The organism is Amycolatopsis sp. A133 (assembly GCF_031082405.1).
Classification (GTDB): Bacteria; Actinomycetota; Actinomycetes; order Mycobacteriales; family Pseudonocardiaceae; genus Amycolatopsis.
This window is the reverse complement of the sequence record NZ_JAVHJU010000008.1, coordinates 57,072-71,209: the sequence shown is the minus strand read 5'-3', so window position 1 is coordinate 71,209 and position 14,138 is coordinate 57,072. Positions and strand designations below refer to the sequence as shown.

Below are 14,138 nucleotides of genomic sequence, written 5' to 3'. Positions count from 1 at the left end.
CCACCGCCGATCGGGGAATGGACGGCATTCGTACCATCACGTCATGAAGCCGACTTCCACCTCGCCCGGTTCGAGGGCATTGGCCGCTTCGCTGCGCGAAGTGCGGGTAGCGCGCGGAAAAGGACTTCGCGAACTCGCGCGGATGGTCCGGATTTTGCCGCAGCTGCTGTCGGCGTGGGAAAAGGGCCAGCGAGTACCGCAGCCGGAGGACGTGGCCCGGCTGCTGGGCGCGCTGAGGGTCGACGACGTGACGTACGACCGCATGATGCGCCTGGCCAGGCACGCCCGCGACGACAACTGGCTGGACTCGAACCCGTCTGATCTGCCGCCCGCGCTGAGCGGGATCGTGGAGTACGAGCGCACCGCCACCCGCATCACGAGCTGGTACCACGCGATCGTGCCGGGACTTCTGCAGACGCCCGACTACGCCCGCACCATCCTGAGCAATTCGGAAATCAGCCTGGAGCAGGCCGATGCGATGCTCGTCGTGCGATTGAACCGGCAGCGTATTTTCACGAAGGCCGAACCGGTCCGGCTGACCGCTCTCATCGGTGAGATCGCGATCCGTGAGGAGGTCGGCAGCGCCGAGATCATGTCGGATCAGATGGATCACCTGCTGGAAATGATGGAGTTGTCGAACATCTCGCTGCGGATCGTGCCGGCGAACATCGGCTTTCACCCGGGGTTGCTCGGATCATTCATCCTCTACGAGTTCGCCGGCCTACCGCCGATCGTGCACCTGGAGAACTCGCATGCGACTGCGTTTCTGCACGAGGCTGATGTGGTTGGCGACTACGCGAAGCAGGCTAAGCTCTTGTGGAGGAAAGCATTGAGCGAGGATGCCACCCGAGCCTTGCTTCGGGAGGTCGCGCGATAGTCCGGGAGGCCTTGGGATGAACGGTTGGCGCAAGTCGAGCTACAGCGGCGGTCAGTCGGACTGTGTCGAGGTGAAGCTCGACCGTTCTGTCGGCATCCGGGACACCAAGGCCCGGGAGCACGGCACCCTCACCGTCTCGCGCGCTGCGTGGGTCGCCGCCCTCAGCTCTCTACGAGGTTGAGCAGCTCCTCGCCCTTCACGTACCTCCGCAGCTGCTCCGCCGCGAGCTTCTTCGCGCGCGGATAAAACGACGCCGACCCACCCGCGATGTGCGGCGTGATGACCACACCCGGGACCGTCCACAGTGGATGATCCGCGGGCAACGGCTCGGGATCCACGACGTCGAGACCGGCGCGCAGCCGTCCGGTGCGGGTCTCCGCGAGCAGCGCCTCCGTCGCGATCGCCGTGCCGCGGCCGACGTTGATCACCAGGGCGTCGTCGGGGAGGGCGGCGAGCTCGTCCGGGCCGATGAGGCCGCGCGTCGCGGGGGTGTCCGGCAGGACCAGCACCACGATGTCGGCGTCGGGCAGCAGCGTGGGCAGTTCGGCGACGCCGTGGACGTCCTCCTCCGGACGGGGACGGCTCGCCACCCTCGTCACGAGCGCCTCGGCGGCGACGAGCTGCCGCTCGATCGCCTGCCCGATCGAGCCGTACCCGACCAGGAGCACCCGGCTGTCGGCCAGTGACCGCGTGTGCTCGCGCACCCACTCGCCGCGCGTCTGCTGCGCGAACCAGCGCGGCAGGTCCCGCTGCGCGGCGTGGATGAGCGCCAGCGCGTGTTCGGCGACGCTCAGGTCGTGCAGCCCGCGCCCGTTCGCGAGGCGCACGCCGTCGGGCAGCAGCGGCACGAGCGTCTCGACCCCCGCGGACAGCGACTGCACCACCCGCAGCGACGGCAGCTCCTTGATCAGCTTCGGCGGCTCCGGGCCCCGGTCGTAGGGCAGGACGTAGAACTCGACGTCCCCGAGATCGGCCGTCGGCGCATCGCCACCGTCGTAGTACGCCGCCTCGACTCCCTCCGGCACCTCGATGTCGGTCCAGGGCAGCAGTACACGAGCGCTCATGCCGCCTTTCTACCCGCTTCGGCGCGCCGCGGCCGCCGGCACCCCGGATCCGCGCGTTTCCCGCGTCGCGCAGCACGAATTCCGACACAAAAACCGGACGATTCCGGGATATCCCACCGAATGCGAAAAAAGTGACACGCGACGGCCTCACCAGGCGATATGTCTGTATGCGGGTCCGCGGACCCGTGCCGGGGAATTGACGGCGGTGGGTCGGGAGGGCCGGTGACCGCGTACCAGTTTCGCTTGTTCGTCCGCGCTGCGCCGTGGCTGCTGGTGGCCCTCGCGGCCGGGATGGCCGTCCGGATCGGGCTGTCGGTGGACACGGGGCTCGCCGCCCTTTCCGACACCCGGATCTACCGCGCGGGCGTGCTCGCCTGGCTCGACGGCAAGGACGTCTACACGACCCTGCTGTCGGGCGGGGCGCGTCCCGGGTACTACACGTACCCGCCGTTTTCGCTGCTGCCGATCGGTCTCGTGCTCGCCTGGTACCCCCTGGGCGCGTTCGTGTTCACCGCCGGCACCGCCGCGGCGATGTTCCACATCCTCGTGCTCGTCCTGGCCCGGATCCGGCCGTCGCTGCCGCACCGGCCGCTGATCGCCGCCGTCGGCACCGTCTGCGCGCTGGAGCTCGAACCGCTGATCCACACGCTCTACTGGGGTCAGGTCAACGTCTTCCTCCTCTGGCTGGTCGCGCTCGACTGCCTGCACCGCAACCCCCGGTGGCCGCGCGGCCTGCTCGTCGGCGTCGCGGCCGCGATCAAGCTGACGCCCCTGGTGTTCGTGCTGTTCTTCCTGCTCGGCAGGCAGGTGCGCCCGGCGCTCGTCGCGGCCGGGAGCTTCGCCGCCTGCACCGGGCTCGCCTGGGCGATCGCGCCCCGGGACTCGGCGTTCTACTGGACGCGGGCGGTGTGGGACCCGGTCCGGATCGGCAACGTCGCCCTGCCCGGCAACCAGTCCCTGCGCGGCTTCGTCGCCCGGCTCGGCCCGCTGCCGAACCCGCTCCCGGCCCCGCTGAAGGGCTCGCTGCCGGGCGCGACGCTGCTTTGGGCGGCATTGGCCGTGGCCGCCGCCGGGCTGGCCGCGGTGGTCGTCGTCCGGTACCGGCGGGCCGGCAGCGACGTGCCCGCCTGGCTCGCGACGGCCGCGCTCGGCACGCTCGTCTCGCCGATGTCGTGGACGCACCACTGGGTGTGGTTCGCCCCGCTGCTCATGGCCGCGGCCGGGTGGGCGGGCCGGGTGCCGCGCCTGGCCGTGCCCGCGCTGGTGCTCGCCGGGGCGGTGGCCGTGTTCGCCCCGCCGGAGCAGTTCCCCGCGAGCCCGGACGCGCCGTGGTGGACGCACGTCCTCGGAGAGAGCTACGTCGTGGCCGGCCTCCTCGTCCTGGTCGGGTTCGCGTTGCTGCCGAGCCGCCTGCTGCCGCGCGGGGAACCGCTGCAGGCTGCGCCGGACGGCCTGCAGCACGGGGCGACGAGCACCGGGCACCTGCCCGCCGGAGCCGGGCGCTCGGCTTCCTGAGCGCAGCCCTCCCACAACGCCTTCCGCGCTCTGCCGGCCGGCGCTCCGCCTCCCCGCGCGCTGCCGCTGACGCGCCGCTTCCAGCGCTCCGCCTCCCCGCGCCTTGCCGCTGACGCGCTGCCTCTCGGCGCTCCGCCCAGCGCCTTGCCGCTGACGCGCCGCTTCCAGCGCTCCGCCTCCCAGCGCCTTGCCCCTAGCTCGCCACCTCCCCGCGCCCTGCCTTCCCGTCCTCTAGTGCTTTCCGCTCACACAGAACTCGTTCCCCTCCGGATCGGTCAGCACCGTCCACGCCAGCCCCGGCACCTCGTGCTTCGCCACCTCCTTCGCCCCCAGCTCCACCAGCCGTTTCACCTCCGCGTCGCGATCGTCGCCGCCGAAGTCGACGTGGACGCGGTTCTTGCCCACCCGGGCCTCCGGCACCCGCTGCAGCGCCAGGGGCAGCCCACCTTCGGCCGGCGCGAGGATCAGGAACTCGCCCTCGTAGTCCTGGGCCACCTTCGTGCCCAGCGCCGCCGTCCAGAACTCCGCCAGACCGCGCGGATCCGCGCAGTCGATCGTGATCATGCCCATGTGGATCGCCATGCCCCGAAGCTAGCGGCCACCACCGACAAAAACGGGCCGCCGAGTAACCCGTTGGAGTCACGGCCGGGTGATTGACTACCCTGAGCGGGACTTTCACACCCGCCCGGAGCAGGGAGCCCCCCAGTGATCACCAGGACTTCGTCGTTGTTCCTTCGCACGTTGCGCGAGGATCCGGCGGACGCCGAGGTACCGAGCCACCGGCTCCTGGTACGCGCCGGCTACGTCCGCCGGGTCGCCCCGGGCGGGTACTCCTGGCTGCCGCTGGGCCTGCGGGTGCTGCGGCGCATCGAGGCCGTCGTGCGCGAGGAGATGAACGCCATCGGCGCGCAGGAGATCCAGTTCCCCGCGCTGCTGCCGAAGGAGCCCTACGAGGCCACCGGCCGCTGGACCGAGTACGGCGACGGCCTCTTCCGCCTCAAGGACCGCAAGGGCGCCGACTACCTCCTCGGCCCGACGCACGAGGAGCTCTTCGCGCTCACCGTGAAGGGCGAGTACAGCTCGTACCGCGACTACCCGGTCACGCTGTACCAGATCCAGACCAAGTACCGCGACGAGGCGCGCCCCCGGGCCGGCATCCTGCGCGGCCGCGAGTTCGTCATGAAGGACTCCTACTCCTTCGACCTCGACGATGAGGGTCTCGCGCGCTCCTACCAGGCCCACCGCGACGCCTACGTGAAGCTGTTCGACCGGCTCGGCCTCGAGTACGTCGTCGTGAAGGCGACGTCGGGTGCGATGGGCGGCTCGGCGTCCGAGGAGTTCCTCGCCGTCGCCGAGACGGGCGAGGACACCTACGTCCGCAGCACCGAGTCCGGTTACGCGGCGAACGTCGAAGCCGTCGTCACGCCCGCGCCGGCCGCGCAGCCCATCGAGGGCCGCCCCGAAGCGCAGGTGCACCACACGCCGAACACGCCGACCATCGAGTCGCTGGTCGGCTTCCTGAACAACGCGGACCTGGGCCGCACGTTCACCGCCGCGGACACGCTGAAGAACGTCATGCTCAAGACGCGTCAGCCGGGCTCGGCCGACTGGACGCTCGTCTGCGTCGCGGTCCCGGGCGACCGCGAAGTGGACATGAAGCGCCTCGAAGCGGCGCTGGAGCCGGCCGAGGTCGCGCTGCTCGAGGAAGCCGACTTCGCGAAGAACCCGTTCCTGGTCAAGGGCTACATCGGCCCGAAGGCCCTGCAGGACAACGGCGTGCGCTACCTCGCCGACCCGCGCATCGTCCCCGGCACTGCCTGGGTCACCGGGGCCGACAAGGTCGACCACCACGTCATCGACCTGCTGGCCGGCCGCGACTTCACCCCGGACGGCACCATCGAGGCCGCCGAGGTCCGCGAGGGCGACGCGTCGCCGGACGGGCACGGCACCCTGGTCGCCGCGCGCGGCATCGAGATCGGGCACATCTTCCAGCTTGGCCGCAAGTACACCGACGCGTTCGAGGTCGACGCGCTCGGCCCCGACTCGAAGCCGATCCGGATCACGATGGGCTCCTACGGCGTCGGCGTCTCGCGGCTGGTCGGCGTGCTCGCCGAGCAGAACCACGACGACCTCGGCCTGATCTGGCCGCGCGTGGTTTCGCCGTTCGACGTGCACATCGTCATCGCGGGCAAGGACGAGACGGTCGCGGCGGGCGCCGAGAAGATCGCCGCCGAGCTGGACGCGGCGGGCCTCGAGGTCATCCTCGACGACCGCAAGGCGACCCCGGGCGTCAAGTTCGCCGACGCCGAGCTGGTCGGCGTGCCGACCATCCTGGTCGTCGGGCGCGGCCTGGCCAACGGCGTCGTCGAGGTCAAGGACCGGCGGTCCGGCGAGCGCGAGGAAATCGCGGTCGACGCCGTCGTCGAGCACCTGGTCGAGCTCGTCCGCTCCTGATGGGCCGGTTTTCCCGGCGCCCCGAAGATTCGACGCCTGGATACGAGGACAACGCGGCGCTTCGCGGGTTCGGCGGTTACGAACCCGCGGACGCGCCGCGCGCGCAGCCGAAGCGCATCCGCCCGAAGCCGAAGTCGCTGAAGTGGCGGCGGGCGCCGTGGTTCGGCCTGGTGTTCATCGCCCTGGTCGCCGGCGTCCTCAAAGCGCTGGGTGTCGGCAAGCCGCACCCGGCGTCGTCTTCGCCGCCACCCGCGCCGCTGGTGGTGACGCCGTCACCGCGGGCGGCGGTCCCGGCCGTGGTCGCGGGCTGGCAGTCCGTGGCGGGCCGCGACGGCTCGTACGCGTACGACGTCCCGCCGAACTGGGAACCGGCGCCGGGCACGCAGCACGGCTGGGACGAGCCCCCGGTCCGGCTGATCACGAGCGCGTTCCTGGGCAAGTGCGGCCAGGCCACGCTAGGTGGCGCGGGCGTCACGACGGAGCCGCTGACGGACCTCGATGCGGCCGCCCGCAAGGCGGCAACGGATGTGGTGGCGGCCGCGTACGGCGGGGCACCCCAGCTGGGCCCGGCGTCGGACGCGCAGGTCACGAAGGCCGACGGCACCGCGATCTCGGCCCGGGTCGTGGTGGCTTCGGTGACCCCGGCGCGAACGGGGGAGTGCGCGACCCGGCACGCTTTGGTGGCGGTGCTGGCTTTCGGCGGGGCCTCGGGGACGTCCGGTGTCGTGGTGGCATACGCGGACAGCGACCGGTCGGGGCCTTCCGTGCGGGACGACCTGGTGCGGATCGTGCGGAGCTACCGGTTCGTCCCGGTGGCGGACCGCGGGACGACGACCCCGCCGCCGACGACGTACCGCTAGAGCGGACGGTTTTCGTACGCTTCGAGGTCGCCGACGATCCAGCCGTGGGTGAATTCGTCCTCCGCGGCGGTTGCGCCGACGACCGAGCGGACGAAGAAGTCTTCCTGGGTCACGTCGATGTCATCGTCGAGCATGGCGATCGAGTCGGGCCAGGCGTCGGGGACGTGCTCGGTGAGGATCTGCATCGGGGCGTTGCGGAGGTCGGCGTCGACGCTGGAGCCGGCTATCTCGAGTTCGATCTCGCGAGGGAGCTTCTCGACGATGTCGAGGGCGTCGTCGTCGAGGGCGATGCAGTGGGTGAGGTCGACGTGTTCGAGGGCGGTCAGCGGGGTCAGCTCGCCGATGTCGGTGAGGGACGTGCAGCCGTTCAGGGCGATGCTGCGCAAGCCGGTCATGCGGGCGATGCCGTGGAGGCTTTCCAGCTCGGCGTCCGGGGCGTCGAGGACTTCGAGGTTGGTGCAGCCCGCGAAGGTGCTGAGGTCGGGCAGCGGCCACTCGGGGATGCGGAGCCAGCGCAGGGCGGGCAGCGACAGTTCTGCGGCTTCTTCGCCTGACAGGATGAAGCCTTCCAGCTCCAAGATCTCGAGCTCGGCGAGGCCGTTGAGGGCGGGGAGGTTGACGAGTTCGACCGCACGGCCCTCGGTGCTGATGCGGAGATCGGTCAGGTTCGGAGCAAACAGGAAAAAGGCGCAGTCCAGGACCACACGGTCCGTGATGATGTTCTCGAACCGCAGGTCCAGGGACGTGAGGGTCTCGCTACGCGGCAACGACCTGCGGAAGCCGCCCGGGTCGGGGAGGAAGACCAGGTCCACCCAGAGCGTTCGCAAACCCGGCACGGGCAGCAACAGGGCGATCTCTTCGATGACGGCGGTGGCATCGACGATCACGCCGGTCAGCCGGGCGGCGGCCACGCTGCCCGGATCGAACAACGAGCGGTCTGCAGTCACCACCTGGACCAGGTAGTCGCGGCCGAGCCTGCCGGTGAAGGGCACCCTGGTGAGATCCCGCAGGACCACCGTGGCCGGCGCGTGCAGGTCGGTCAGCACCTGCTCCGCGTACTCCGCGGGCGGAAAGAAGGACCAAGCCTCGACCAGGCTCTGGGCGAGTGACCGGCGAAGCGCCACGGGAAGGTCGATCAAGACCTTGAGCGCCTTCGGGGTCCCGATCCGGCCCAGCGCCTCCACACAGCGTTCCAGGGCATCATCATCGTCCGTCGCACGGAACAGGAACCGCTCGATCAGGCCAACACTCGTATCCCCACCGGCGACGAGTTTCAACATCGCGTCACTGTTGTGCGGGGGGACCAGCGACTCGAGGTACGACTCCAGCCGGCGAGTCACCCCTTCGTCCACCCGCAAGCACGCGTCGACGCAGGTCATCGCCAGGCTGTACCGGTGCTCCCGGTCCCCGCCGGAGGCGCTTTCGGCCTGCGTCAGCAGGTTCCCCAGCAAGCGGGTGGCTTCGGCGGGCCGCCCCATGCCGACCGCCAACGCGATGACCGCCGCGAAAGACGGATCGCCCGACCGGTACAGCAACGCGCCGAAGTCACCCTGGTTGCTCATCCACCGCGCGGCGAGGAACTCCAGGAACGTCCGGTGGGCGAAGTCGATGACGTCCGTCGCCGGCTCGCGCAGAATGGACCGCTCGACCAGATCCTGAAGCGCCTCTTCCGCGGTGATCGTGTCCTGGCGCAGCAGCCGGAGGGTCCGCGCGACGTGGCTCAGCGCTTTGTCCTTCGCGATCTCCGACTGGTCGTTGCGGATCAGCCACTGGGCGAGATCCTCGAGCAGCGCGAGCCGTTCCTCGGGCCCCAGTGGGGAAATTGCCAGGTTGCGTTCCGTGTCCCGCCGCCCGGCCAGCATGACGAGCGTCGTTTCGTACAACTCGAGACGCCGCCGGGGCAGGCTGCTGACCCCTTTTCTCGCGTACGCCAGCGCGCACAGCACCGCGCAGAGCAGCGGCGTGCGAGCCAGGTCGAGCAGTGCCGGGCTGTCGAGGATGTGCTCGGCGACGAGATCGCCCTTGGCGCGGTGGCCGTCCCGGTGTTCCTTCGGTATGGCGGCGCTCGTCGACAGGTGCCATTGCCGCACCAGCGCCGAAATCTGGTCCGGGCCCATGGGTTCGAGCTGGGCCCTGCGGTACCGCCCGAGCCTGAAGCCCGGATGGCGCAACGCCGCGGGGCGTCCGCTGATGATGAACACGTTTTCGGGGAACGTGGACAGCAAGTCGTCGAGCCAGCTCTGCACCGCCGGGCGGCGGGAAACCGGGAGCTCGTCCAAGCCGTCGATCAGCACGATCGCCCGGCCACTGGCCAGGAGGGCCGTGCACCAGCGGGACGGCTTCCGGGCGCTGAGGATCGACGCCACCTCGTCGGTCAGCGCCTCGATCTCCGGGAGCGGGTGCTCCACATAACGACGAAGCCGGACGACGAGCGGGATTTTGCCCTTCCAGTGCCCGAGTTTCGGCGGCAGCTGCTCGCGGGCGGTGGCCACGGCGATCCACTGCAGCAACGTCGTCTTGCCCGAGCCCGCTTCGCCGATGAGGACCTGGTGCGTGGCCGCCGCCAGCACGTTCACCACGTCGTTGCGGCGCCCGCCCGACCACGTGCGGTCGTCGTCCCACTGGCCGCTTGCCGCGGACAACGCCACGAACGCCGGGGTCAACGCGTAGCGCTCCACCGAGCGGGCGAGGTCGATGCCGAGGATTTCGAGGTGGTCGAGGCGGTTGCTGACCGCTCGCAGGTAGTCGGTCGTGTACGCGGCGGCCGACAGCTGGTCGTCCACGGTCTCGTCGCGGGCCCGGTGTTGCCGGGGAACGCTGTTGAGGGCCGTTTCGAGCCGAGCCGGGAGGTCCGTCTCGCGCTCGATCGCCCCGAACAACGCGTCACGACGCAGGTCGGGAACGCCCAGGTACGCGCCGACCAGGAACGCCGTGACGTCGGACAGGAAGTAACCCTGACTCGGTGATTCCGGCCGGCCCAGGAGCGGGCGGAGGGTCGCCGCCTCGACCATCGCCGACTGCGCCGGGCCCACCCGCCGGAGGCCCGCGACGACTTTCCCGAAGAACCCGGTGTCGTTGATGCCGTAGGCACCGGCGGCTCGTTCGAGGTGCTCCAGCAGGACCTCCTCGAGGTCTTCCAGGAGCCGGTCCGCCTTCCGCTTCTCTCTGCGGTCGCGGCCCAGCGCGGGGATCTCGTCGCGAGCGTCCCACCGGTGAAGTCTCAGCAATGCCGAGAGCAGGGCGCCGGCGACGTCTTCGAGGGAGTACGTCGTCTGGTCGACCGCCTCGAGCAGCGCGAACGCGAACTCGGCGGCGTGGCCCGCGGCGGTCTCCTGCCAGCCGGCCCGGTCGGACTCCGCCTTGCCCGACAGCAGATCGCTGATCCCGCGGATGATGCCGACCGAAACGCCGGAGCGAGCCGACGCGGCCTTGACGAACCCCAGGCCTTCCTGTTCCGTCGCCACCACCTGGCTGTAGTGGCGCCTGATGACCTCCGCGGTCGGTGCCTCGGCGTCTGCCACCACCTTGCCGCCCGCGGCGATCGGCTCGACGACGACCGAAAAGCCGGTCAGCTGGTGGCGCAGGTACCGGGCGGCCTGCACGAGGTCGTAGGACGCGGTGCCCACCTGGCCGCGCGGGACGAACGCGTCGAAGACCTCCTTGCCGTACTCGTAGCCGTGCACCTCCGTGGCGAACACGACGTCGCCGAGGCCGACGTCCTTGACCCCGCCCGCCACGCCGACGAAAAGCGCGACGTCGGGGGAGAAGTGCTGGAGCGCGCGTTCCGTCGAGTAGCTCGCCTCTTCGTTGCCACGGCCGATTTCCGCGACGGCCACCTTCCAGGCACCGGACGTCCCGACGAGGTAACGGCTGCCCTGGGCGTGCGTTTGCCAGTCCGCCCCGGCCAGCCGGCCGGCGACCGCCTTGAACTCGACCGGCAGGGCGGTGAGGACGACCGCCGTCCGGGTCATTCCTTCGGATCCGTGCCGGAAGGTGCGCGCAGGCGGTCCCAGTTCCTGCTGTCGCGCTCGATGGCCCGGTTCAGCTCGCCGTAGATCCGCTCGACGTCCTGCTTCAGTGCGTCCGGCGAAAGGTCCTTGCTCATGCTGTAACGCAGTTCGCGCTCGATGTTCTCGAGGTCGCGGACGGTGTGCGTCCGCAGTATCCACAGTTCGCGGTGGGAGAAGAACGCGTCCGCCGCCGCCAGCACGGTGATCAGCGCACCCAGCCCGAGCGCGATGTTCGCGAACAGATCGGCGTAACCGTCGAGGTTCCGCAGCCCGAGCAGGACGCTGATCGTGGCGGACAGCAGGACCGTCGACAGCCGCAGCCCGAACGCTTTCCGCTTGTCGCGCTTGCGGCGCGTGGAGTACCGGCGCAGCTGCTGGTCGAGTTCGGAGCGCAGAAAGGCAAGCTCACCGGTGGGCTCGTCGGGCACGACGACGAATGTAGCACCGGCGGCCCGGTCGTTTTGCCGCTTCCGCCGGACGCCGGAATTCGGCAGGCTGCCCGCATGAGCGGGGATGCGGAGAGACGGCTCGGGCGGGTCCGGGCCGTCGCGTTCGGGGTGCTGGCCGTGGCCGGGGTGCTGCTGCTTTTCGGGCCACTGCTGGCCAAAGCCTGGATCTGGCTCGTCGAGCCGCGTGATCCGGACTGGTGGGGTGCCTCGGGTCAGTGGGTCGGGGGCATCGGCACGATCGGTGCCGTCGTGGTGGCGTTGTGGATCGCCATCCGGGACGGGCGGCTCGCGCAGGCGGACCGGCGGGAACGGGACCTGCGCGAACGGCAGGAACAGGCCGCGAAGGTCACCGCGTGGATCGAGTACGCCGGCGGTCAGGGCTACATCGTCGTGTCGAACGCGAACGCCGAGGCCGTCAACCACGTCGTCGTCTCGTTCGACCTCGTGCACAACCTGCCGATGACCGGGTCCACCCTGCACCGCGGGCCGGACATCGAAGACGACGAATACCTCTACGCCATCCTGCCGCCCGGGAAGTGGCGGATGCCGATCCGCGAGGAGTGGCAGCGCCCGGACATGACCCCGGGCGTGATGCTCGCCTTCACCGACTCACGGAACGGCCACTGGCTCCGCCTGACCGACGGCAGGCTGATCCCGAAGGACCAGAACGTCGTCACCAGGCGGAAGATCCGCTTCCCGCAGCGGATCAGCGTGCCCGAGAGCTACTGACCAGCTTCGCCAGCTGCCGCAGCCGGACGTCCGGCAGGTAGGCCCGGCTCAGCGCCAGCCCGATGCGCGGAAGGTCGGCCTCGTCGCGGAAAGCCAGGTACAGGGGGACGTGCCGCGGCTGGAACTTCGCCTTGAACGCGTGCAGGGAACGGAATCCGTAGTACGGCTCCATCACGCGGCCCAGCGATTCCAGCACCCGGTCCACCGACCGCGCCGGGGCACCGGAGTCGCTGCGGGCCAGCGGAGCCCCCGAGAGCGACACGAACCGTGCGCCCTCTTCGCGGAACGCCAGGCACGCCGACGCGATGAGGAACTCCATCACCGGGCGGAAACCGTGCGCGCTGCGGCGCATGACGTCCAGCGTCCAGCCGCCGACCTTGCCCGCGCCCGTGTACACCGGCAGCCACGACGTCACGCCGTGGACCGTGCCCTCCGCGTCGACCGCCAGGCCGACCCGGGTCGCCGGGTCCATCGCCTCGTCGAGGCCGCCGAGGGTGAAGCCCATCTCCGGCATGGCCTTGCCGGACATCCACTCCTCCGACAGCGCCCGGACCTGGGCCAGGATCGGCTCGGGCTGGTCGGCCAGGCGGACGAGCCGGAACTCGATGTCTTGTTTGGCGGCCTTGTTCAGCGCCGACCGGACGTCCTGCCACGCCTTGCCGCGGAACTCGAGGCCGTCGAGGTCGAGCACGTTGTCCTCGGCCACCTGGACGTGCTGCCAGCCCTGCTCGCGCGTGGCCGCGACGGTGGCTTCCGTCGCCGAGAACACGCACGGCACCAGGCCGGAGTTCTCGCACATCGCGGTGAACTCGGTGACGGTGGCCGCCGCGGTGCCGTCCGGCGCGATCGGGTCGCCGAGCGCGACCGCGACCCCCGCGTGCCGCCGGTAGGCGAGGTAGGACCGCCCGTCCTCGCGGACGAAGTAGGTGTTGCGCGGCCAGGTCGTCATCCACGACAGCGTGCTGCCGCCGTGGCGGCCCAGCAGCGAGCGGGCCAGCGCCGGGCCCGGGCCCTGCGCGTGGCGCCGCAGCCGGCGTCGAGAAGGCACGCGGAAGGCGTGCCGCGCGGCGATCAGGACGGCCAGCTCGACCGTCCACAGGAGATTGTCCACGAAGAACAGCGGCAGGCCGGCGGTTTCGTAGTCCCCGCCGAAGAGGTCGGCCACACCCAGGAGCGTCGCGACCACGAGCCCCTGCAGCGTCACGAACGCCGACAGCCCGACGGCCCAGCGCCACGCGACGCGGCTGCCCGTGCGCAGCCCGTTCAGCACCGGCACCACCAGCAGCACCATGACACCCAGCTCCGGCGCCGACAGCGAGACGCCCTCGTCGGAGCCGAACGGGCCGTCGCCGGGCACCAGGAACATCACGATCTCGGCGATGGTGAGCAGCAGCAGGCCGGCCACGGCCAGCACCCGCCACTCCCGCAGGTTCGGCGTCGCCGCTTCGCCCGCCCGCCGCGTGCCCACCAGGCGTTTGCCGAGCGGAAGGGCCAGCAGCAGCGCGAAGAAGTGCACGAGGTCGGCCAGCGTGCCGACGTAGATGATCGCGACTCCGGCGTACACGCAGAGCCCGGCCCGCAGGCGCAGGGCCCACGGCGGCCGCAGCGCCGCGCTGGCGACCGCCACCGCGGCCAGCGCACCGCCGGAGAACCCGACGTCGAGGCTGCCCGCGATCCGCTCGGCCCACAGCCAGCCGGAGTTGCGGCACAACGCCAGGAACTGGGTCGCCACGAGCACCGAGACGAACTGGCCGCCGATGGTCACGGCCATCGCGCGCCGTGTCCCCAGCTTCCACTCGGCGAAGCCGGCGAAGAGCGCGAAGCTGCCGACCATCGGGAGGTAGAACCAGGGGACGACGGCGAAGAACGGTCCGGTCAGCATGGTCCACCACCGGCCCGTCTCCAGCGACGGCAGCCCGTAGGCGACGAACGGGTAGGCCGCGCGGTCTTCGGCGGCGTTCCAGAGCGCCCCGGACGCGACGGCCAGCACCACCATGGCCAGCGTGACGCTGCTGGTGAACGGCAGCCGCTCTCTGAGCACCGCGACCGTGCTCCGGATGCGGCCCCCTCCGGCGGTCCCGGCCGCCGCCCCTGCTTCAGTCATGGGGAAGAGTCTGTCGAGTTCCCGCCGCCGTGGACATCGGGCGTCAGGACGAGATTCCCCCTAGGGGAGTCGTCCG

11 protein-coding genes are annotated in these 14,138 nt (G+C 70.7%); 6 read left to right on the top strand and 5 right to left on the bottom strand.

The features are described from left to right. The first annotated feature begins 43 nt into the window (after positions 1 to 43). Positions 44 to 877, top strand: a complete 834-nt coding sequence (locus tag Q5425_RS10835) for a helix-turn-helix transcriptional regulator (RefSeq protein WP_308672019.1) — start codon at positions 44 to 46, stop codon at positions 875 to 877. Further along, positions 840 to 1,058 (top strand): DUF397 domain-containing protein, encoded by a 219-nt coding sequence (locus Q5425_RS10830; RefSeq protein ID WP_396135148.1) that lies wholly within the window; start codon positions 840 to 842, stop codon positions 1,056 to 1,058. Before Q5425_RS10835 ends, Q5425_RS10830 begins: the two co-directional genes overlap by 38 nt. On the opposite strand, the gene Q5425_RS10825 is transcribed toward Q5425_RS10830, so the two are convergent. Continuing rightward, positions 1,039 to 1,941, bottom strand: coding sequence for a 2-hydroxyacid dehydrogenase (locus Q5425_RS10825; RefSeq protein ID WP_308672017.1), 903 nt, complete (start codon positions 1,939 to 1,941; stop codon positions 1,039 to 1,041). The two genes, Q5425_RS10830 and Q5425_RS10825, sit on opposite strands and share 20 nt — an antisense overlap. Before the next feature lie 222 nt (positions 1,942 to 2,163). On the opposite strand from Q5425_RS10825, the gene Q5425_RS10820 reads away from it, so the two are divergent. After that, complete coding sequence (locus Q5425_RS10820) at positions 2,164 to 3,456, top strand: glycosyltransferase 87 family protein (RefSeq protein ID WP_308672016.1); 1,293 nt, start codon at positions 2,164 to 2,166, stop codon at positions 3,454 to 3,456. A gap of 231 nt (positions 3,457 to 3,687) precedes the next feature. On the opposite strand, the gene Q5425_RS10815 is transcribed toward Q5425_RS10820, so the two are convergent. After that, entirely contained in the window at positions 3,688 to 4,038 is a 351-nt protein-coding gene (locus tag Q5425_RS10815; protein WP_308672015.1) for a VOC family protein, read from the bottom strand. Between the two features lie 123 nt (positions 4,039 to 4,161). Between Q5425_RS10815 and Q5425_RS10810 the strand changes: the two genes are divergently transcribed. Then, the gene (locus Q5425_RS10810; protein WP_308672014.1) at positions 4,162 to 5,910 is read left to right on the top strand and encodes a proline--tRNA ligase; all 1,749 of its coding nucleotides are present in this window, start codon (positions 4,162 to 4,164) and stop codon (positions 5,908 to 5,910) included. Continuing rightward, complete coding sequence (locus Q5425_RS10805; RefSeq protein ID WP_308672013.1) at positions 5,910 to 6,770, top strand: hypothetical protein; 861 nt, start codon at positions 5,910 to 5,912, stop codon at positions 6,768 to 6,770. Before Q5425_RS10810 ends, Q5425_RS10805 begins: the two co-directional genes overlap by 1 nt. Here the strand turns inward: Q5425_RS10805 and Q5425_RS10800 are convergent. Together Q5425_RS10800 and Q5425_RS10795 are read right to left on the bottom strand one after the other, a co-directional pair. Next, on the bottom strand, positions 6,767 to 10,741 hold the full coding sequence (locus Q5425_RS10800; protein ID WP_308672012.1) for an NACHT domain-containing protein: 3,975 nt from the start codon (positions 10,739 to 10,741) through the stop codon (positions 6,767 to 6,769). The genes Q5425_RS10805 and Q5425_RS10800 overlap by 4 nt on opposite strands. Next, complete coding sequence (locus Q5425_RS10795) at positions 10,738 to 11,208, bottom strand: DUF4231 domain-containing protein (protein ID WP_308672011.1); 471 nt, start codon at positions 11,206 to 11,208, stop codon at positions 10,738 to 10,740. Before Q5425_RS10795 ends, Q5425_RS10800 begins: the two co-directional genes overlap by 4 nt. A 75-nt stretch (positions 11,209 to 11,283) precedes the next feature. Here Q5425_RS10795 and Q5425_RS10790 point away from each other — a divergent pair, with 75 nt between their 5' ends. Next, positions 11,284 to 11,958, top strand: coding sequence for a hypothetical protein (locus Q5425_RS10790; protein WP_308672010.1), 675 nt, complete (start codon positions 11,284 to 11,286; stop codon positions 11,956 to 11,958). On the opposite strand, the gene Q5425_RS10785 is transcribed toward Q5425_RS10790, so the two are convergent. After that, positions 11,936 to 14,062, bottom strand: a complete 2,127-nt coding sequence (locus Q5425_RS10785) for a DUF2156 domain-containing protein (protein ID WP_308672009.1) — start codon at positions 14,060 to 14,062, stop codon at positions 11,936 to 11,938. The genes Q5425_RS10790 and Q5425_RS10785 overlap by 23 nt on opposite strands. Between the last annotated feature and the right edge of the window lie 76 nt (positions 14,063 to 14,138).

Excerpts from the sequence above, each read along its gene's own strand:
- Q5425_RS10835 (WP_308672019.1), top strand. The coding sequence starts at position 44 with ATGAAGCCGACTTCCACCTCGCCCGGTTCGAGGGCATTGGCCGCTTCG.
- Q5425_RS10830 (WP_396135148.1), top strand. The coding sequence starts at position 840 with ATGCCACCCGAGCCTTGCTTCGGGAGGTCGCGCGATAGTCCGGGAGGC.
- Q5425_RS10825 (WP_308672017.1), bottom strand. The coding sequence starts at position 1,941 with ATGAGCGCTCGTGTACTGCTGCCCTGGACCGACATCGAGGTGCCGGAG.
- Q5425_RS10815 (WP_308672015.1), bottom strand. The coding sequence starts at position 4,038 with ATGGCGATCCACATGGGCATGATCACGATCGACTGCGCGGATCCGCGC.
- Q5425_RS10805 (WP_308672013.1), top strand. The coding sequence starts at position 5,910 with ATGGGCCGGTTTTCCCGGCGCCCCGAAGATTCGACGCCTGGATACGAG.
- Q5425_RS10800 (WP_308672012.1), bottom strand. The coding sequence starts at position 10,741 with ATGACCCGGACGGCGGTCGTCCTCACCGCCCTGCCGGTCGAGTTCAAG.
- Q5425_RS10790 (WP_308672010.1), top strand. The coding sequence starts at position 11,284 with ATGAGCGGGGATGCGGAGAGACGGCTCGGGCGGGTCCGGGCCGTCGCG.
- Q5425_RS10785 (WP_308672009.1), bottom strand. The coding sequence starts at position 14,062 with ATGACTGAAGCAGGGGCGGCGGCCGGGACCGCCGGAGGGGGCCGCATC.